18 protein-coding genes are annotated in these 19530 nt (G+C 60.3%); 9 read left to right on the plus strand and 9 right to left on the minus strand.

Features of this window, described 5'->3' with window-relative positions; all coding sequences use genetic code 11:
* Positions 1-1722, minus strand: a complete 1722-nt coding sequence (locus F1563_RS08200; RefSeq protein ID WP_002528297.1) for a chloride channel protein — start codon at positions 1720-1722, stop codon at positions 1-3.
* A complete protein-coding gene (locus F1563_RS08205) occupies positions 1719-2231 on the minus strand; it encodes a MarR family winged helix-turn-helix transcriptional regulator (RefSeq protein WP_007434237.1) in 513 nt (170 codons plus the stop codon). Before F1563_RS08205 ends, F1563_RS08200 begins: the two co-directional genes overlap by 4 nt.
* Positions 2232-2306: 75 nt before the next feature.
* Here F1563_RS08205 and F1563_RS08210 point away from each other — a divergent pair, with 75 nt between their 5' ends.
* From F1563_RS08210 to F1563_RS08225, 4 genes are all read left to right on the plus strand, one after another.
* A complete protein-coding gene (locus F1563_RS08210; protein WP_002528295.1) occupies positions 2307-3272 on the plus strand; it encodes a 2-hydroxyacid dehydrogenase in 966 nt (321 codons plus the stop codon).
* 417 nt (positions 3273-3689) lie between these two features.
* Entirely contained in the window at positions 3690-5324 is a 1635-nt protein-coding gene (gene glpA / locus F1563_RS08215; RefSeq protein ID WP_002528293.1) for an anaerobic glycerol-3-phosphate dehydrogenase subunit GlpA, read from the plus strand.
* Positions 5321-6664, plus strand: coding sequence for a glycerol-3-phosphate dehydrogenase subunit GlpB (gene glpB, locus F1563_RS08220; RefSeq protein WP_002528292.1), 1344 nt, complete (start codon positions 5321-5323; stop codon positions 6662-6664). Before glpA ends, glpB begins: the two co-directional genes overlap by 4 nt.
* A 2-nt stretch (positions 6665-6666) precedes the next feature.
* Positions 6667-7917 (plus strand): anaerobic glycerol-3-phosphate dehydrogenase subunit C, encoded by a 1251-nt coding sequence (locus F1563_RS08225; RefSeq protein WP_002528291.1) that lies wholly within the window; start codon positions 6667-6669, stop codon positions 7915-7917.
* Between the two features lie 558 nt (positions 7918-8475).
* On the opposite strand, the gene F1563_RS08230 is transcribed toward F1563_RS08225, so the two are convergent.
* From F1563_RS08230 to F1563_RS08240, 3 genes are all read right to left on the minus strand, one after another.
* Positions 8476-8664 (minus strand): hypothetical protein, encoded by a 189-nt coding sequence (locus F1563_RS08230; protein WP_050748896.1) that lies wholly within the window; start codon positions 8662-8664, stop codon positions 8476-8478.
* A gap of 402 nt (positions 8665-9066) precedes the next feature.
* Complete coding sequence (locus tag F1563_RS14230; protein ID WP_002546592.1) at positions 9067-9465, minus strand: hypothetical protein; 399 nt, start codon at positions 9463-9465, stop codon at positions 9067-9069.
* Between the two features lie 338 nt (positions 9466-9803).
* Positions 9804-10025 (minus strand): hypothetical protein, encoded by a 222-nt coding sequence (locus tag F1563_RS08240; protein ID WP_002528289.1) that lies wholly within the window; start codon positions 10023-10025, stop codon positions 9804-9806.
* A gap of 435 nt (positions 10026-10460) precedes the next feature.
* Here F1563_RS08240 and F1563_RS08245 point away from each other — a divergent pair, with 435 nt between their 5' ends.
* Entirely contained in the window at positions 10461-10670 is a 210-nt protein-coding gene (locus F1563_RS08245; protein WP_002528288.1) for a hypothetical protein, read from the plus strand.
* A gap of 177 nt (positions 10671-10847) precedes the next feature.
* On the opposite strand, the gene F1563_RS08250 is transcribed toward F1563_RS08245, so the two are convergent.
* The 4 genes from F1563_RS08250 to dnaB all read right to left on the minus strand — a co-directional run bounded on the left by F1563_RS08250 (position 10848) and on the right by dnaB (position 14270).
* A complete protein-coding gene (locus F1563_RS08250) occupies positions 10848-11453 on the minus strand; it encodes a DNA-3-methyladenine glycosylase (RefSeq protein WP_002528287.1) in 606 nt (201 codons plus the stop codon).
* The gene (locus F1563_RS08255) at positions 11450-11767 is read right to left on the minus strand and encodes a hypothetical protein (protein ID WP_002528286.1); all 318 of its coding nucleotides are present in this window, start codon (positions 11765-11767) and stop codon (positions 11450-11452) included. Before F1563_RS08255 ends, F1563_RS08250 begins: the two co-directional genes overlap by 4 nt.
* A gap of 104 nt (positions 11768-11871) precedes the next feature.
* Positions 11872-12882 (minus strand): zinc-binding alcohol dehydrogenase family protein, encoded by a 1011-nt coding sequence (locus F1563_RS08260; RefSeq protein WP_002528285.1) that lies wholly within the window; start codon positions 12880-12882, stop codon positions 11872-11874.
* Between the two features lie 41 nt (positions 12883-12923).
* Entirely contained in the window at positions 12924-14270 is a 1347-nt protein-coding gene (gene dnaB / locus F1563_RS08265) for a replicative DNA helicase (RefSeq protein ID WP_002528284.1), read from the minus strand.
* A gap of 539 nt (positions 14271-14809) precedes the next feature.
* Between dnaB and F1563_RS15030 the strand changes: the two genes are divergently transcribed.
* From F1563_RS15030 to F1563_RS08290, 4 genes are all read left to right on the plus strand, one after another.
* Positions 14810-15208 (plus strand): metal-sensitive transcriptional regulator, encoded by a 399-nt coding sequence (locus tag F1563_RS15030; protein WP_002528282.1) that lies wholly within the window; start codon positions 14810-14812, stop codon positions 15206-15208.
* A gap of 23 nt (positions 15209-15231) precedes the next feature.
* Positions 15232-15624, plus strand: coding sequence for a heavy-metal-associated domain-containing protein (locus tag F1563_RS08275; protein ID WP_002528281.1), 393 nt, complete (start codon positions 15232-15234; stop codon positions 15622-15624).
* 170 nt (positions 15625-15794) lie between these two features.
* The gene (locus F1563_RS08280) at positions 15795-18053 is read left to right on the plus strand and encodes a heavy metal translocating P-type ATPase (protein ID WP_002528280.1); all 2259 of its coding nucleotides are present in this window, start codon (positions 15795-15797) and stop codon (positions 18051-18053) included.
* Between the two features lie 281 nt (positions 18054-18334).
* Positions 18335-19525: a septal ring lytic transglycosylase RlpA family protein gene (locus F1563_RS08290; RefSeq protein WP_002528279.1), complete on the plus strand. Its 1191-nt coding sequence runs from the start codon at positions 18335-18337 to the stop codon at positions 19523-19525.
* The last annotated feature ends 5 nt before the right edge of the window (positions 19526-19530 follow it).

Genomic DNA, 19530 nt, shown 5'->3' on the forward strand with positions numbered 1-19530 from the left:
TCAGGCGGATGACGGCCCCGGGTCGTCCGGGGGCTTGGGGGACCGAGCGAACAAGTCGCGTTTGCGGTCCTTGGCCCGAATGACTTCCGGGACGATGCGAGATGTGGCACGTCGGTCAGTGGCTGTTGGGGTGGGAGTCGGGGCCAGATCAGGAGAAGGAACCGTTACCGACTTGGCGAACATTGGCTCAGCAGCTGGCCTCGGGAAGGAGGTGCTTTTCCCGGATGGCTTCTTGATAGCGGGCTTCGAACTAGCAGCCCCGTTTTCGGATTTAGCCTCTGATGGTTTCGTGACGCGCCCCATGGCATGGACGCGTCGGCCCTCCAGGCGGTCCTTGAGCTGGGAGGTGTAGATCGAGGTGTTCCCGACGACTCGGCCAGCGACGGCGACGGCGATCATGCCAGGAGCGAGCATTGATAGGTTGCCGGTCATCTCCCCAACCATGAGCAGCATACCGAGTGGGGCATGGGCGACCGAGCCGAAACAGGCGATCATGCCGACAATGACAAAGCTCATCGGTGAGGACGGGATGCCTGGCAGTCCCTCGAGGATGCGCCACAGTGCCGCGCCAGTGGCCCCACCAATGACCATGCCAGGGCCGAAGACGCCGCCCGAACCGCCCGATCCGATGGACAGGGTCGTTGAGAGGATCTTGGCGAAGGGGATTGCCAGCACCATGAGCAGCGGCATCCGTACGAGGTTGTTGGCGAACATCTCTTGCTGTACCGAGCCGTAACCGGTACCTAGTGCGGCCGGGATGGCCAGGTCAAGCAGGCCGACTCCCAGACCACCGATGGCTGGGATAAGCCAGCCGGGAACTTTGTTGAGGCTCTCGAAGAGCTTGGTGCCGCCGTAAAAGACCTCTACATAAAGCTTGCCCATGAGGCCAGCAGTGAGGCCCAGCAGAACGAACCAGATGAGTTGCAAAGGCTCGGAGAACTGCACTCCGTTGAGCGATCCGAAGATTGGTTCGAATCCGTACACCGACCCGAAGACCACGAAGGCGACGATCGACGACACCAGAGAGGGCATGATCGCGTCGGACTCCATGTCGTCGCGGTAGAGCAGTTCCGCACCGAGTAGAGCACCGCCCAGCGGGGCACGGAAGATGGCACCGATTCCCGAGGCGGTGGCTGCCGAGACGGCGATCCGGGCGTCCGGGGTGGCGATCTTGAGCTTCTTACACAATGAGGAGATGACGGTTGCGCTGATCTGGGCGGTGGGGCCCTCACGTCCACCCGAGCCGCCGGAACCTATCACGAGGGCGGATGCGATGATCTTGACCGCCGCGACTTTGCCCTTGAGAGCTGTCGGGTCGTGATGGACGGCATGGATGGCGTTGTCAGTGCCATGTCCTTTGGCAGTGGGCGCGACAAAGTACACCAGGATTCCCGAAACTAGGGCACCTCCGGTGACGACGAGTGGGATCGCCCAAGGCCGTGTTGGTCCGGTGCTGGTGGCGCCTCCGCCCTCGCCCAAGGTGCCTGGCGGGGTGTAGCTGCCCAACGTCTCGAGTAGCCAATGCGTACCGGTTTCCAGACAGAAGAAAAAGATGATGGCACCCACGCCAGAGACGATGCCGATGACTGTGCCCATAAGCAGCCAACGGTTTAAGGAGTCTCGGAAGGCTTTGGGGCGGTGCGGGACGAGGGCACGGCGGAGGCGCCTGAGTCGTTTGGCCCATGCGGCCCGGGTCTCGGGATGGATGGCGGTCTCGGTCATTGCTGGCTGGAATCCTCTGCGCAGGAGCGGATAGGAGTGCCGTGGCCGCTTGCCTCGGCTGCGCGGGTAAATAAGGTGAACCCGGTGACGACAGTGTCGATCTCGCCAGGCTCGAGGTGACTGAGTAGGTCGATGAGCTGACGTCGACGGTGCTTATTGACGTCTTGCACGAGCGTGGACCCCCGCTTCGTCAGAGAGAGCACATTGGCGCGACGATCGTCGGGATCGGGAGAGCGGTCGACGAGCCCCTTGGAGACGAGACGTTCGACCATCCGAGCGATGGTTGAGGAGTGGACCTCGAGGTCACGAGCCAGGTCGACCCCACGCGTCACTCCGGCGTCGATGAGGACGAGGAGTCGGTATTGCGGCGCGCTGACGTCCTCAGCAAGTTCCACTAGGGAACGGGCTGCCACGTCGAGGAGGGCCCACGATGCTTGCAAAGCGGTTTCGACATCGGCGTGGTTGGGGGCTGGCCCTTCCGACTTTGTTGCATCCTGCGACATCTGCACAGTGGAATTGTTGCACACTGCATTAATTCTGGCGACGCTCGGTCTACAGCTGGCGTGGTCGCCTACAGTGATGCCATGGCTCGCATCATTGTCACCGCACCGCAGCTCATGTCCGTCGTCAACGAGGAACTTCCCGGTCACGAGGTCGTGGGTGGCGATCATGCCATGGATCGCCAGGAACTTTCCGACCAGATCGCCACCGCCGACGCTCTGCTTACTAGCTTGTCTGATCCCCTTGACGCCGAGATGATTAGTAAAGGGAAAAACCTTAAGGTCATCGGTCAGTGCGCCGCTGGTTTTAATAACATTGACCTCGACGCTGCCAAGCAGGCTGGGGTTGTGGTCACGTCGACCCCGGGCGTCCTCCACGAGGCCACCGCCGACCTTGCCTTCACTCTGCTTCTTGAGGTTACTCGTCGTACTGGCGAGGCTGAGCGCTGGGTGCGTTCTGGCAAGGCCTGGCGCTACGATCACACCTTCATGCTGGGCGCCGGGTTACAGGGGGCTACCCTCGGCATCATCGGCCTGGGGCAGATCGGTGAGGCTATGGCTCGACGCGCCGCAGCCTTCGGCATGAACGTCATCTACAACGCTCGTCATGAGAAGAATGTCATGGCGATTGACGCCGTCAATCCCAATACCCAGCCAACTCGTCGCGTCGAACTTGACGAGCTCTTCGTAACCTCCGACGTCGTCTCCTTACACTGCCCACTCACCGATAAGACCCGCCACCTCGTTGACGCTGACGCCCTGGCTGCTATGAAGAAGACCGCCTATCTCGTCAATACTGCTCGCGGCGCCTGTGTCGATGAGGTTGCCCTGGTGAAGGCTCTCAAGTCGGGTGCGATTGCCGGTGCGGGTCTGGACGTCTACGAGGATGAGCCGGCGATCACTGTGGACTTGCTGACGATGGAGAACGTCGTGTTGCTGCCTCACATTGGATCGGCTGCCCTGCCGACTCGTGAAGCGATGAGCCGTCTAGCTGCGCGCAATATCGCCAAGGTCCTTGACGGGAAGCCAGCTGAAACCCCAGTGGAGTGATCCGTTCGCTCACAGCGTTGGTGTGATGGGTCTGGTTCTCCTTGGCACAACGTCGTCGGAGAGAGCCGGCCTCGGCTGTGTTCATCGGGGCGAAGAGAGTACGCAATGACGCGGGCAGAATTGTCTGAAAGCCTGTGGAAACGGCTATTTCCGAAAACCTGTTTTCTGTATTTAAGCTATCGATCGCTTGCCTAAATTGTGTCGCTGTGGGCGGGCTGCTGTGGCATGAAAACCGCATTATGACGCGGTTTGCACGTCTGTTCTAGGGGGTGTGCACGAACATGCACAAAAGCCGTTTTCGGTGGTTGTTGTCCAGAGCTTTCCCTAGCCTTGGCAAGTACCTGGCAACGGTGGCGGGGCACCGAGATCCCCTGAGTCACCCCCCCACACGCCGGATGGTTTCGAAGGGAGCATTCAATGAGGACCATGAACGCAGACGTCGTTGTCATCGGTGGCGGTGCCACCGGTGCAGGCGTCGTGCGGGACGTCGCGATGCGTGGATATCGCGCCGTTCTGTTGGATAAAGCCGACCTCGGCCAAGGAACCACCGGTCGTTACCACGGCCTGCTCCACTCCGGTGGGCGATATGTCGTTTCGGATCCCGGGTCGGCGACGGAGTGCGCTGAGGAAAACGAGATCGTTACCCGGATCCACGCTGACGCTGTTGAGAAGACTGGCGGTCTCTTCGTGGTGACCCCTGAAGATGACTTGGAGTTTTCCGATCAGTGGGTTGAGGGAGCTAAAAAATCCAAGGTGCCCTTCGAGGAGATTGCCACCGCGGAGGCCCTGCGTCGTGAGCCCCGTCTGAACCCCGGCATTAAACGTGCCTTCGCTGTTCAGGATGGTTCGGTTGATGGATGGCAGATGGTGTGGGGTGCCGCCCACTCCGCTATCGAGTATGGCGCCAAAGTCATGACCTACACCGCCGTCACCGAGATCATTCGTGAGGGCGACCAGATCAGCGCTGTTGTCGCCCATGATCTTAAGCACGACGAGCGGATCCGAATCGATTGCAAGTTCGTCATCAATACCGCTGGCCCGTGGGCTGGACGCATCGCTGAGCTTGTTGGCTGCCATGACGTTGACGTCGTGGCGGGCCGCGGCATCATGATCGCTATGAACCACCGCCTGGTGAACACGGTGATCAATCGTTGCATCTATCCTGCTGATGGCGACATCCTCGTTCCGGTGCACACTGTGTCGATCATCGGCACCACCGACGTCAAGGCTGATGATCCCGAGCGTCTGGCCATTCCTCGTAACGAGGTGCAGCAGATGCTTGATTCCGGCGAGACCCTTGTGCCGGGATTCCGCGACGCCCGTGCGGTCCACGCCTGGGCTGGTGCCCGTCCGCTGTTCAAGGACAAGCGAGTCTCGTCTACCGATACCCGCCACATGTCCCGCGGCATGAGCATCCTCGACCACGGCTCTCGCGACGGCGTCAATGGCATTGTCTCCATCATCGGCGGCAAGCTCACCACCTACCGGCTGATGGCTAAAAACGTTGTCGACGTCATGTGTGAGCAGCTCGGCGACGACCGCCCCTGCCGCACTGCAGACGAGGCTGTGCCTGGATCGACCGTCGGCAAGAACTACCTCATCACCCACCGTCTGGGTGAGAACGAGGAGCGCCGTGCCGGAACTGGTCTGGTTCGCGGGGGCGATCCGAAGGCCGTGGCGTCGTCCAAGAAGATCGACAACCAGGTCATCTGTGAGTGCGAACTTATGAGCCGCAAGATGTTCACCGATCTGTTGGCCGATCAGCCTGACGCGACCTTCGACGACCTGCGCCGCCAGCTGCGTCTGGGCATGGGCCCCTGTCAGGGCGGTTTCTGCTCGATGCGCGCTACCGGTGTTGCTGTTGAGGAAGGCACGATCGACGCCGAGCGCGCCACTGGTTTGCTGCGTCTGTTCCTCAAAAACCGTTGGATCGGTCTGTGGCCGATTCTCTACGGCGAGCAAGTTCGTCAGACTGCCCTTGATGACTGGATCTTCCAAGGCACCTTCGACGTTGAGCACCTTCCCACCCCGCAGCAGGAGGTCGAGCTGTGAGCACCGCAACCGTCCCCACCAAATCGACCACTGCCGACCGTTTCAACGCTCAGCACGTCGTCGTCATCGGATCCGGCCTCGCCGGCCTGACTGCCGCCTTGCGCCTGCGTCGTGGTGGCGCCCGGGTGACCCTCGTCACCAAGGGTGTCGGCGGCCTGCAGTTGGGCCAGGGCACTGTCGACGTCCTGGGCTACACCCCGGGTCGCGTCGAAAAGCCCTACGAGGCTGTCAAGGAACTCGCGTCCAAGCACCCCGAGCATCCCTACGCCAAGATCGGCGTTGAGGCCGTTAGGGAGGGCATCGACTTCCTGCGCGAGGTTACTGGTGACTCTTACTTGCTTGGTGACGGGGAGACCACAATCAACCTGCCGACCGCTGTCGGTGCGATTCGCCCCACCGCTCTGGTCCCGCCGTCGATGATCAAAGGCAATCTCAAAGACGGTGACAAGGTCATCGTTATCGGGCTGGCCCAGTACAAGGACTTCCACGCTGGTCTCATCGCTCAGAACATTGACCGGGCCACGCTGCCCGGCGGTGGTCACGCTTCCGCTCGCGCTGTCGTGGTCGATTTTGAGCCCCGCGAGGGCGAGTACGACGCCACTGGGTTGTCGATCGCTCGTTCCCTTGACAACGCCCGTACCCGTCGGGCGCTGGCTGAGGGGCTCAAGGGATTCGTCAACCCCGGTGAGATCGTCGCGCTGCCGGCCGTCCTCGGTATCGACAACCACAGCGAGGTCCTCGCCGACTTCACGAAGATTCTCGGCGCTGAGGTGTTCGAGATCGCATCGCTGCCACCCTGCGTGCCCGGCATGCGCCTCAACAACAAGCTCGTCGTGACCGCTAAGAACGAGCGCGTTGACTACGTGCTCGGTTCAAAGGTCACCGGCTGCAAGGTGACCGACGGTAAGGTCGTCTCTGTGACGGTCGGAACCGTCGGTGCGGCCAAGGAGATCAAGGCTGACGCCGTCGTCCTTGCGGGTGGCGGCTTTGAGTCCGGCGCCCTCAAGCTTGACTCTCACGGCCATCTGCATGAAACCATCCTCGACCTGCCGGTCACCATGCCGGAAGGCGTCAAGGAGGAAGATCTCGTCCACGGTGACTACTGGGGTTCCCCGCAGCCGCTGTTCCAGTGCGGCGTTGAGGTCGACGAGAACATGCTCGTCACCTACCAGGGCAAGCCTGTCCATTCCAATGTCTACGCCGCCGGCGGCGTCATCGCCGGTGCCACTAGGTGGCAGGAAAAGTCGGGTGAGGGCGTCGCCCTCGGCTCGGCCATCAAGGCCGCGGATGCCATCCTGTCGTCGGTCGGGGCTGGTGCTGCGACCAGGGAAAGGAACTGATCATGGGTGTTATCGAGGAGACGTTCGCCGGACACGAGGTCTCGCGCCAGTCGCTCGACGCCTGCGTCAAGTGCACTATCTGTGAGACGATGTGCCCGGTGGCCAAGGCCACCCCGCTCTACACCGGACCGAAGTACAACGGCCCACAGGGTGAGCGCTACCGCGACGGAGCTTCCGTCGACCACTCCCTCGAGTGGTGTAACTTCTGCGGCATCTGTACTCTCCACTGCCCACAGGGCGTGAAGATTGCGGAGCTCAACGAGCAGGCGGCTGCCAAGATGAAGCACCAGAATGGTGTGCCGCTGCGTGACCGCCTCATCCCGCTGACCACCCTTGAGGGACGCGTGCTGTCCCCGATCGCCCCACTGGCCAACTGGGGCCTCAAGCAGAAGCCGATTCGCATCGCCGTCGAGAAGATCATTAAGGTCCACCGCGATGCGCCAATGCCAACCGCCCAGACCGAGACTTTGAGCAAGTGGATGCGCCACCACAAGCCGGCCAAGCCGGCCACCAAGGGGCCGATCGTCTTCTTCCAAGGCTGCGCCGGCGGCTACTTCGAGACCGAAACCTCCAAGAAGTCCATCGAGGTACTTGAGCATCTGGGCTACGAGGTGCTCGTGCCGAAGCAGGGTTGCTGTGGTCTGGCTAAGCAATCGAACGGACTGTTCGAGGGCGCTACCAAAGACATCCTCAGCCTGTGCGACAAGATCATCAGCCTCGGGAAGGGCCTGACAGTCGTGTCCTCGTCCGGCTCCTGCGTCGGAATGATGAAGCACGAGGCCCACGAGATTATGGGTGTTGACGACCCTCGTCTGCACGACGTTTCGGTGCGCTCCCGGGACTTTTCGGAGTTCCTCATGGACGAGTACCGCAACGGCGAACTCGACGCCTCGCAATTCCGTCCGATCGACATCACAGTCCCTTACCACCAGCCCTGCCAGGTCAAGAGCCAGGGCATGGGGTTCCCGGCGGTTCAGCTCATGGAACTCATCCCGGGCGTCAAAGTGCTGGAGTCCAATAAGCCGTGCTGTGGCATCGCTGGTACATACGGTCTGAAGGCCGAGCGCTACGAGGTCGCCCAAAAGATCGGTGCAGGTGTGTTCAGGCACATGCAGGATCACAACGAGGGTGTGGGAGTCTGTGATACCGAGACCTGTCGTTGGCAGATCTCCAAGTCCTCGGGAGTCAAGATCGTGCATCCGGTGTGGTTGCTGCACCACTCACTGGGGCTATCGGACAACCTGTTCGACTGACCGAAGCCTGCTGAGCCCTACCACTTTTCGATGGTGTGGGGCTCAGCTTCGCCGGACCTCCTGTGATCCGGAGTTGGCCGGGACTTGCTGTGGGGGCGGGTTCCGGCCTTTTCACGTGCCGCGGTGATGTAGGCGGCCTTTTAGTTGGTCGCGGTTGCTTGAGAGTGCCCTGTTGTTGTTTTCAAAAATCCCCAGTTCGGCGTGGGTCCAAGCACTGGTGTGATCTGACCCCCTGGGAGTCGGGATTTTTCGTCAATGGGGGTGGGCGCGCACGTTGTGGTGGGGTGGGGAGCGTCAGGCAGGGTAACGCTGTGCGGCACGGTGCGAGAATTTGGTGAATCGCGATCAGGCTGATCAAGGCGAGCGTACCCACGTTGTCGAGTATGGAGGTTGGCTCGACGATTCTGTGAACTCTCACCGACGAGTTGGCGGTCGAGACTTACAAGGGTAGACCGACCTAATGCTGCGCATTGTCAGACGCGAGCGTTACTCCTTCTCGCCCAGTGACCTTTGACACCAATCGTGAGGTTAAGGCCACAGAGCGGCTTGAAGAATCTGTCAGGAAGCCGGGATGATGGAACGTGTTCCAATGGGATCGTGAGTGGTAACGAGAAGGGATGCGCTCATTGCCATGGCGGCGCATTCGGATGGTGCATCGGGTAGAGCCCCTTCCAGAAGGCCGATCCGCACTGTGGTGGCGTTCTCGTTGACGGTAGCTCGCACCCCATGGCACGTGGGGTCTCCCATGTAGAAGAACACACGTACCGAATGACTTGAGACCGCCTCGTAATGGCTCCATGACGATACATGCTCTTGACGGAGATCACCCCGCTGGTGCACGTCGCTCGGGGTCTGGGGGGCGGTGCGGCCGTGGGGTTGGGATGGGAACTCGTAATGGCGGAACTAGGAGGGAGTTTTTCCCCCTCACCGGTACATCCTGTCATGGCAACAACTCCCAAGACGACGGCAAGCAGCGTTGCTGTACGTCGACAATGGCGAATCACATCCTGCATAGTACTCATCGGTCCTTGTTTGCTGCGATGAACATGTCCCTGACGCGATGGCCAAAATGGGCCCTGGATGTGAGTTGTGCTGCCGGCGGGGCCGTTCGACGTGACACTGCGCGCGTACCCTAGATCATTAGTGTTGCTATATTTGTCGAGCCAGGGGCCACCAGATGCACCACCCCCCGAAACCATAACCGGCAATGCGGTTGAACTTGTGGGCACCGATCCAGCCGTCGCTGCTTCGTCCCCAACAGGCCCACATGATCTGGCCTCTGTTGAGATTTGCCGGGTAGCCGAAGATACTGGCGTCAAAACCGATATTGCCGCCCCACTCGAAACCGTGACCACCGACCGCGTTCACCACCGCAGCCTTAGAGGTGCTTCCGTTGTGGGTGGTGATAAAGGCAACGTCGGAATTGAACCCTCGACCAGATCCACCATACTTGATCCAGTCGTCGAATGTGCGTAGCGCGACGGCCTGATAAATTCCGTAACGGGGCCATTGTCGTACCCCGGCATGAACACGACATTGGTATGCCACTTATTTCCCGGAGCACCATAGACGCAGTGTCCTGTGGTGATTACAAGACGCTTGGAACCACTGTTGATGGAAGATCCCGAGCAGACGTAGTCTTTCCTATTGGTCTGATTGTGATAAAAGATCTTGCCATTGGTTTTCGAGAAATTGGTGACTGGGGGTGTGGCTTGCGGAATCCTTGAGTTTTTATCGGCGCGACAGGTGGAGAACCGACGGTGAGCGGCTCGCTCGTGGGAGTCCGCCCCTTGAAATGGTCCTCGACTACGGCGGCGTTGTACAGAGTATCGGCAGGTATTGCAGCAGCGAGACGTCGAAGGGTCCAGTAGGCGGTGACCGCAGGGTCACCCGTGGTCGTACTGATTGGCCGCGCGATACCGGTAGGTGTATGGGTCTGACCTGTCCTTGGATTCGTCACCGGTGCGCGGGTTGTGGTAATTGCAGACGGTGATGAGCCATCCGAGGGTATAGGTGCTGCTAATGCAGGTGTCATGGCTGAAACTAGCAGGAAGCCCGATGTAGCAAAGGGTAGTGAAAACGGTAACGATGTCGTGGATTCGAGGCATGGGAGTCTCCTTCAGGCTTCAATGTTGGGTACACCAAAACCTCACCACCGTAATGATAACTCGTATGGTGTTTTGTAGTGCTATTAATGTCCCTGCTGATCCGTAGGAGCGTTTGGGTTCGATGATCATGCATCAATCTCTGAGCCATGACGACCACACCCATATTTGTCACCGGTACCCAATACAGACTGACTGGTCGCGTGACCAACATCCTAGCCGGTGATCCCCGCCTGCTTGTCCTCGACGAGCCCACAATCGACTTGGACTTCTGCTCGGGTCGCCTCGAAATCTATTCTCTCGACTCGCGGTTTATAGGACAACGCTGCTTTCCGACATCACGGGTGAGGCTGGCCGATGCGCCAGATTTTTACTGTGCAAGGGTACGATCCTGGCTCAGACAAGCCTTGACGCTACTCGAACATATTGGAACTGCTGATGCGAGTAGCCTTCCTTATCCTCCATGGGAAGCAACGCGACCAGGTTCCGACATTCCCCGTGTCCTATGCCGTTGGCACCATGATGACCTTGACGAGAACCGCCGACCTCGGATGTGACGTCGCAATCGATTGCGCCATCTTGGACGAGTTCATCGTTCTGACGGTCGGTCGAGGGGACATCCTGACATCGGTGTTTAAAAATCCCTAACTCGAGCCGGGTCCGAGCATTGCTGTGATGTGATGCCCTGCGAGTCGGGATTTTTCGTCAACGAAGGAGGGGACTCGCGTCAACGGAGCATGGGAGTGCGCATCAACGGGGTCAGCAACGCACGTCTAGGGGGAGGACATACCAGGGGAGGACCGCCGTGCTTCCGGGCGCTGTGGCTTATGTCCGAGAGCCGGAAACCGTTGGGTCCTTGGGGATCCACCACCGCCACGGAGCGTCGGTATTGCGGCTGATCCCTACCCGTGGGCCCTGTCGAAACTCGACAATATTCGGTGCGGGTTCGAGTCGCCATCGAGCGCCGGCACCGAGTCCCGCTTCGAGGGCCTCCCCTCCGACAGTGGTCCCCGTGATGACGCTTACCGGATTTCCAGACTCCTCGAGGGTTGCACCCAAAGCCGACCCCATATTTCCCGGGCCACAGGCAAGGCGGTTCTCGGCGACGTTTCCGCGTCGGCTTCGTACCTCATCCTCGCCGGCCACCACGCGCCCACCTCGTAGCAGCACAGCAGATGCCTCCCCATCGGGTGAACACACGAGGTTCACGCAGCGGTGCATGCCGTAGGACAAGTACACGTATACGTGAAAGGGTGGCCCGAACATCACGCGGGCGCGCGGCGTAGGGCCACGGAAGGCGTGGGATGCGGGGTCGTTGAGTCCCATGTACGCCTCGACCTCGGTAAGGCGGATCCCCACTGGACCGCGCCAGATCGTCGCACCGAGCAGAAGCGGGGCGACTTCGATAGCGGGTGCCGAAAGGTCGATCATTCTTGGGTGTCGCACAAAAAATGGCAGGCTGTGCAGGTAACGGCGGTCACGCTCAGAACGGCCGGCCAGGCGCCGATCTTTTTCGCCAATCCGTGCGAAGCGCCAAACGCTGCCAGATAGGTCGCACCAAGCATGCCAGCAACCGTAGGTCCGCTCTTAACGAGCCAGGTGCGGCCAGCCCAGCAACCAGCAGTCGCGAGGACCGCTCCACCCAGCGGCCGGACTCCGGTCGTGCGGGCGGTGAGCCACCCTCCGACGAGCCCGAGGCCGGCGACCTCGGCGGTATTGACGTCTTCTGCTTTGTTGAGCTTCATGATCCGAGTCTAGATACCAATGCGGCCTTCGCCACTTCGCTGAGGGTGGCCATGTATTAAAAGGCATATACAACGCGGCCAGTGTTGGGGCTGTACACCCCTCGTCACAGCGTGATGACGACCTTTCCAATCATGGCCCCGGACTCGATGGCTGCGGTGGCCTCACGTACGTGTTGTGCGGTCAAACCCTCGATATGCCGGGTCATCGTCGGACGGATCTGACCCTTGTCGACGAGGTCGGCGATGTTAGCTAAGGCCCGTCCCTGTTCGGCGACGTCAGCCGTTCTGAACTGTAGGCGGCTGAACATCGACTCGCTAGTCACCGTCAACGACTTCGACTTGAAAGCCATGAGATCGAAGGAGTCGGTCCCGTCGATCATGACCAGATGCCCGAACGGCGCGATGATCTCGGCTAAGGCCGATGCTGGTGGCGTGTAGGCCGAGAGGACGCCGTCGAATCCGGCAATGCCGAGGTCCTTGACCTGCGGGGCGAGCGGTTCGCGGTGGTTGATAATTCCGGTGGCTCCCATGTTCTGACACCACTGTGCGCTTTCTGGACGCGAGGAGGTCGCAACGACTGGTCCGTTGGTGATAGCACAAGCTAGCTGGATGGCTGCCGATCCGACGCCACCAGCGCCGCCGATCATGAGGAAGGCCTTGTCGGTTCGCTCTTCGAGGGTGCCCAGACGGATGTGGTCGATGAGGGCTTCCCATGACGTCAGGGCAGTAAGCGGCAGGGATGCGGCCTCGGCGATGGACAACGATGACGGGCGTTTCGAGACTATCTGCGAGTCCACCAGGGTGAATTGGGAGTAGGTGCCGGGTCGGTCGCGGTTTCCGGAGTGCCATACTTTGTCACCGGCGCTGAAGCCATTGACCTCCGACCCGACTGCGCGCACGACGGAGGCGGCATCAAACCCCAGCACGCGCGGATGTGAGAGCGTTCCAGCCCCCTTGCGCAGCTTGACGTCGATGGGGTTAACCGAAACGGCCTGGACCTCGACGAGCAGGTCGTGCGGACCCGGCTCGGGGACCGGTAGGTCAACGTCGACGAAGCATTCGGGATCGGAGACCGGGAGGGGGCCGGTGATGGCAACGGCGTGCATGCTTTCCATGTCCCCACGGTAGTGCCGACTGGATTGTTTGGGTACCGCTATCAGCGCTGCATGTCGACGAATCGTGAGTAGTGGCCTTGGAAGACCACTGGCACGGTCCGCGTCGGTCCGTTGCGGTGTTTTGCGACGATGATGTCAGCCTCACCGGCGCGGGGGGACTCCTTGTCGTAGACGTCCTCTCGGTGCAACAGGATGACGACGTCGGCATCCTGCTCTAAGGAGCCGGATTCACGCAGGTCGCTCATCATGGGTTTTTTGTCGTTGCGCTGTTCGGGGCCACGGTTGAGCTGAGAGAGGGCCACAACGGGGATCTCAAGCTCCTTAGCCAGCAGTTTGATCTGGCGGGAGAATTCCGAAACCTCCAGCTGACGCGATTCCACCTTCTTACCGGAGGTCATGAGCTGCATGTAGTCGATGACGACGAGCTTGAGGTCGGATTTCTGCTTCATCCGCCGGGCCTTGGCACGAATCTCCATCATCGTCAGGTTGGGAGAGTCGTCAATAAATAATGGTGCTGACGAGATCTGCGTTGTTTTGTCGACCATGCGCTGCCAATCCTCTTCGGACAGGCGCCCCGCACGCATACGTGACAGCTCGATCCCGGCCTCGGCAGATAACAACCTCATGACGATTTCGTTGCGGCCCATTTCGAGGCTGAAGATGGCAGCCGCAAGGTGGTTCTTGATCGCTGCCGCGCGGGCAAAATCGAGGGCGAGGGTGGACTTTCCCATGGCTGGACGGGCGGCAACGATGATCATTTGGCCAGGCATGAATCCGTTGGTGAGTTCGTCAAGGTCGGTAAACCCAGTGGGAATACCGGCCATGGCGTCCCCGCGAGCCTCAATGGCCTCAAGCTCGTCAAAGGTGCTCTCGAATAATTCCGAGAGCGGGTGATATTCCTCACTGGTTTTGCGGGTGGACACGTCATAGAGGGTTTGCTGGGCGGCGTCGACGATGTCGGAGACTTCTCCCTGCCCCTGGTAGCCCATCTGGGCGATGCGGATTGACGCTTCAACTAGACGACGAAGAACGGCTTTATCGGCGACGATCTTTGCGTAGTAAGCCGCATTCGCGGTGACGGTGACATTCGTCAGCAACTCAGCGAGGTAAAGGCGCCCACCAGCTCGCTCGAGTTCGCCCCGGCGATCCAGCTCATCGGCGGTGGTGACGGTGTCGGCAGGGTCGCCGCGGCCGTATAGATCGGTGATGGTGTTGAAAATGAGTTCGTGTCCAGGGCGGTAGAAATCCACACCCTTGATCTCCTCGACGACGTCGGCGATGGCGTCCTTGGAAGACAGCATGGCGCCTAGTACGGACTTCTCGGCGTCAATGTCCTGGGGAGGGTTGCGATCCAAGGAGGGTCCGGGCTCGACAGGTGCGCTGGACATGGCGGCTCCTTCACGGCTGACGGGGGTGGCTATGCCGGGGTTTCGTCATCAAGGTAACGTTCACGTTCCCACGTGGGTTCGACACTCTCTCAGGCGGGAGTGTGCCACGATTGCGAACGTTTTGCAGGAGGGTTATCCACAGGTCCTGTGGGTAATGCCGGGCTGAGTGTGGACTGCCTGGGGATAACGCGTGGATAACTTGGCGGATTGAGGGATGCGTCGTGGAATACTATCCGGTAACCGCGGTTTGACTAGGGGTTATCGCTGCTGTGTGAGGTATTGGACGAAAATTTTCGGCGTGTCGCGGTGGCAGTGGCGTCTAGCCTAGATGTGCACAAATGGGGCTTAAATGCGGCACAAGCGCCTTCTAATGACCCGTTATCCACAGGGGGTGTGGATATAGATGCTGATCTCTGGGGCGGGTTAGATGGCTCGTAGAGCTATCCGCAGGTAGGGGTGGACGTTACTTGAGATCACCGAGTGGTTGTGCCCTTGTCTGGGATACCCCCCAGGGTATGTTGTGGGGTAGAGGAGGATGCATGACCAACTTGGATGATGGCTGCTGTGCCCCTTACTGCGAACACACCGCGGCAGACCAGGACGCTGAATCTTCGGTGCCTGGTGAGGCCTGCGGGGCATGTGGTTGCAACCACCCCCAGTATGGGTATCTCGGGCATAAGGACGTGCACCTGCGCCGTCTCAAGCGGATCGAAGGGCAGGTGCGTGGCCTGGAGCGGATGGTCGATGAGGAGAAGTACTGTATCGATATTTTGACTCAGATCTCAGCAGTCACCTCAGCTCTCAAATCGGTCTCTTTGGAACTGCTCGCCGAACACATGAGTCACTGTGTTGCTCGTGCGGCACAAGCGGGTGGGCAGGAGGCTGAGGATAAGATCACCGAGGCCAATCAGGCCATTGCCCGCCTCGTCAAAGCCTGATGACAAGCACATTTGGAGGAAGAATGCACAAGACCTACACCATCAATGGAATGACCTGCGAGCACTGTGTCAAAGCCATCACCGAGGAGGTCTCGGCCCTTGACGGCGTTGACAACGTCACCGTCTCCCTGGAATCCAGCTCCATGACGATCGACTCAGCTGAAGAGATCCCCTTTGACAAGGTTGCCGATGCCGTCGACGAGGCTGGTGAGTACACCGTCGCCGAAGCCGCATCTCTCGACACTGCCGGCCATCCCGGTGGCCGGTGCGGTTGTGGAGGCCGTGGCCACGCTGAGAAGAAGGCCGAAGGATCGAGCTGTGGCTGTGGTGGACATCATCACTCTGAGGAGGCTGTCGCTAAGCATGCCGAGCACGCCGGTAAGGGTGGTTGCGGCTGCGGAGGCCACCAGGCCTGAGCTACCCATCTTGACGTCGGGCCCCGGGGTTTGACCGCATGACGCTACCAGATCCCGGCCCCGACGTTTATTTTCCCTACGGCCCACCGGCCTCCTGGGGTCGCTGGAGCTGCCAGTAGCCGGTAGCCCTGACCCCATGGACTCTGGTGGGCCGTCCAGGAAGGAAACATATGCCCACCCTGACTCATTCAGACGGCCAGTCTGAGCTAAAGGACGCGACGGAACTCACCCCCATTGACCTCGACATCACAGGTATGAGCTGCGCCTCGTGCGCCGCCCGCATCGCAAAGAAGCTCAATAAGATTGATGGGGTCCAGGCCACCGTCAACTACGCCACCAGTAGAGCCCATGTCCTCGCCACGAGGTCTATTGAGGTCGACGACCTTATCGGGGTGGTCGAGGCTGCTGGTTACGGGGCGAATGTCCCCACGCCGGCCGTACCCCCCGAGGATCACACAGCGAAGATTCGCACCCGACTGATAGTCGCCGTTATTCTTGCAGTGCCGGTGATGATGCTCTCGATGATTCCCGCTCTGCAGTTCGACGGATGGCAATGGCTGGCGCTGGCTCTTAGCCTCCCGGTCGTCTTCTGGTGCGGGGAGGGATTCCATCACGCCGCCTGGACGAACCTTCGGCATGGCGCAACCTCAATGGACACTCTCATAAGCCTTGGCTCTTTGGTCTCACTGGGATGGTCGGTTTGGGCGTTGGTGTGGGGTAATGCCGGACATGTCGGTATGCGTCACCGCATGACGTGGGCTCTAGAACGCACGGATCCGTCCTCCGCCCTGTACCTGGAGGCATCAGTCGGCGTTATTACCTTCATCCTCGTTGGGCGGTGGATTGAGGCCCGTAACCGCGCTGACGCCGGGTCCGCCCTGCAGGCGTTGCTACGGATGGGCGCCAAGTCGGTGCGCGTTATCCGTAATGACCAGGAGGTCACTGTCCCGATCGAGGCCCTTGCGGTAGGGGACCATTTCGTCGTGCGCCCGGGAGAGAAGGTCGCCACCGATGGTCGGGTCGCTGAGGGGAGCTCGGCGATTGACGCCTCTCTCGTTACCGGCGAGTCCTTACCGGTCGAGGTGACAGTCGGTGACGAAGTGGTTGGTGCCACCGTTAACACCTCCGGACGGTTGGTCGTGGAGGCAACCGCTGTTGGTTCAGATACCGAGCTTTCTCGCATCGCCTCCCTCGTTGAGGCTGCTCAAACTAGTCGTTCCAAGACCCAGGATCTCGCCGACAAAGTCTCATCGGTCTTCGTGCCGACAGTTTTGATCATCTCGGCTCTGACGATGATTGTATGGGCGGTCTTGGGTCAGGGAGCCACCGCCGCCTTCACCGCTGGGGTTGCGGTCCTCATCATTGCTTGCCCTTGTGCCCTGGGTTTGGCAACCCCTATGGCCCTGCTTGCTGGCACGGGACGCGGTGCCCGGTTGGGAATCCTTATTAAAGGTGCGGGGTCTCTGGAGAGGGCCCGCGGTATTGATGTCATGGCGATGGATAAGACCGGCACTATCACCACCGGCCAGATGGCCGTCGTCGCGGTGTGGGATGAATCCGGACATGTGGTGAACATTTCTGACAGCTCACCCGCGCTTACCGTCACAGCAGCGCTTGAAGCAGGGTCGGAGCACCCGATTTCGCGAGCCATCGTTAAGGCGTGCCCAAGTGTGACCCCCGCAGAGAGCTTCCAGGCTCTTCCTGGCCTTGGGGTTAGTGGGGTTGTGAACGGGCTGCCAGCCAAGGCTGGGCGGGTGTCGCTTTTTGACGCCATCCCTGACGCGCTGGCAAAAAATGTCGAGCGAGCCCAAGCTGAGGGTCGCACGGTGCTCTTGGCGGGGCGGGGCGACGACATTCTCGGTGCCATCGCGGTAAGCGACGAGATCAAGCCGGAGGCTGCCGTCGCGGTGAAGCGAATGGCCCAAGCTGGCGTACGCCCGGTGCTCGTAACGGGTGATAATTCCGGCGCTGCAGCCCGTGTGGCGTCAGAATTGGGCATTGGCGAGGTGATTAGCGAGGTCATGCCCGCCGACAAGGTCGATGTCGTCACTCAGCTGCGTGCTGACGGCGCCCGCGTCGCGATGATGGGGGACGGGGTCAATGACGCTGCTGCCCTACAGACCGCAGATCTAGGCATCGCCATGGGGACTGGCACCGACGTCGCCATCGCTGCCAGCGACATCATCTGCACCCGGGGGGATCCATGTTTGGCAGTTGACGCTTTATCCTTAGCCCACGCCACGGACCGCACGATTCGCCAGAACCTGTTTTGGGCCTTCGCTTACAACGTGGTTGCTATTCCGGTCGCCGCCGTGGGCTTGTTGAGTCCGGTGATTGCGGCTGCGGCGATGGCCTTCAGCTCGATCTTTGTTGTCACGAACTCAATGAGGTTGGTGCGATGGCACCCTAGGATGAGCGATTCAAACTGAGAACCTGAGGCAGGTCCATCGCTGGGGAGACTCATCAGAAAATGGCTTTATAGCGCGACTTCCGCTCGATCTGGGGCTTCGGTGACCTCAATATGGCCCCCTGCCGAGCACGCGTTCAACACGAGCGAATCTTAAGGTTCTCAGTAAATCTTTGGATTCTTCGAATGATCTGTTCTATGGTAGTGGCCGTGCTTCCTGCCGGGGGCACGTTGGCGCGTGCCTGTGTGGCTGACGCCGATCCCCGTACCGGGCCCTCGAGCCCCCGATACTGAAGTGGTCGAATGTCGAAAGTTGTAGCTTCCGCGATTGCCGGGGCCCTCAGCCTCACCTCAGCTGGCGGCCTGACGATGGTCCAGGCGCTTGATCGAGACACCGTGACTTTCTCCGTGGATGGAGTCTCCCAGCAGGCCAAGGTCAAGCCGGGCACGGTCAAGCAGGCCCTCGCTCAGCAGGGGATTACAGTTGGCCCCCACGACGACGTGCAGCCCTCGCTGGACTCTGAGATCCACGATGGGCAGGTCATCACCGTTAACTACGGTCGCCGTGTCGTGGTCACTATTGACGGCAAGAAGGTGGCCCGTTGGACCACAGCCAAAAACGTGTCCGAGGTTCTGGCGCAACTGAACCAGTCGGATCCTGACAACCTCGTATCGGTGTCGCGCTCGCTGGATATTTCGCGAGCCGGGCTGTCCTTCTCGATGCAGACGGCCAAGAATGTCACGGTCACCACTGGCGGTAAGACTCAGAAGGTCACCGCGGTCGGAACCGTTGCCGACGCTCTCAAAGCGGCCAAGATCAAGGTTGATTCGAGCGATATCGTCAACCCGGGTCTAGGCACTCCGCTTGCTGACGGCATGAAGATCAACCTAACGATGGTTGACCAGAAGCCCCAGAAGCGCCGCGTCGCCGTACCTTTCTCCACCAGGAAGGTTGAGGACTCCGATCTGCCCAAGGGCGAGACCAAGATCATCACTAAGGGCGTCAACGGTATTAACGAGGAGACCTGGACCGTCGTCTTCAAGGACGGTAAGAAGGTGTCCGAGAAGAAGGTCTCTAGCAAGGTCGTCAAGGCCCCCGTAACCCAGGTCGTCAAGGTTGGCACCAAGAAGGCTGAGCCGTCGCGTTCTACCTCGTCATCCTCTTCCTCAAGCCGGTCGTCCTCCGGTTCCTCCTCGAATCCGGTAACTAGGGGCATCACCTGTTTGGCGTCTACCTACGGCGAGGGAGACGGCACTGCTGGTGGCCCCACCGCCTCCGGTGAGACTTTCAATCCGTCAGCTTTCACCGCCGCGTCGAAGACCCTTCCGCTTGGATCGACCATCCGCGTCACAAACGTCAGCAATGGCCGTACCGTGACCGTGCGGATTAACGATCGCGGTCCCTACGTCGGTGGACGTTGCCTCGACCTCTCAACGGCGGCGATGAACGCCATCGCTCCCGGAGAGGGGCTGGTGACCGTCCGTTATAGCTGATTGCA

The organism is Cutibacterium modestum, assembly GCF_008326345.1.
Lineage (GTDB): Bacteria > Actinomycetota > Actinomycetes > Propionibacteriales > Propionibacteriaceae > Cutibacterium > Cutibacterium modestum.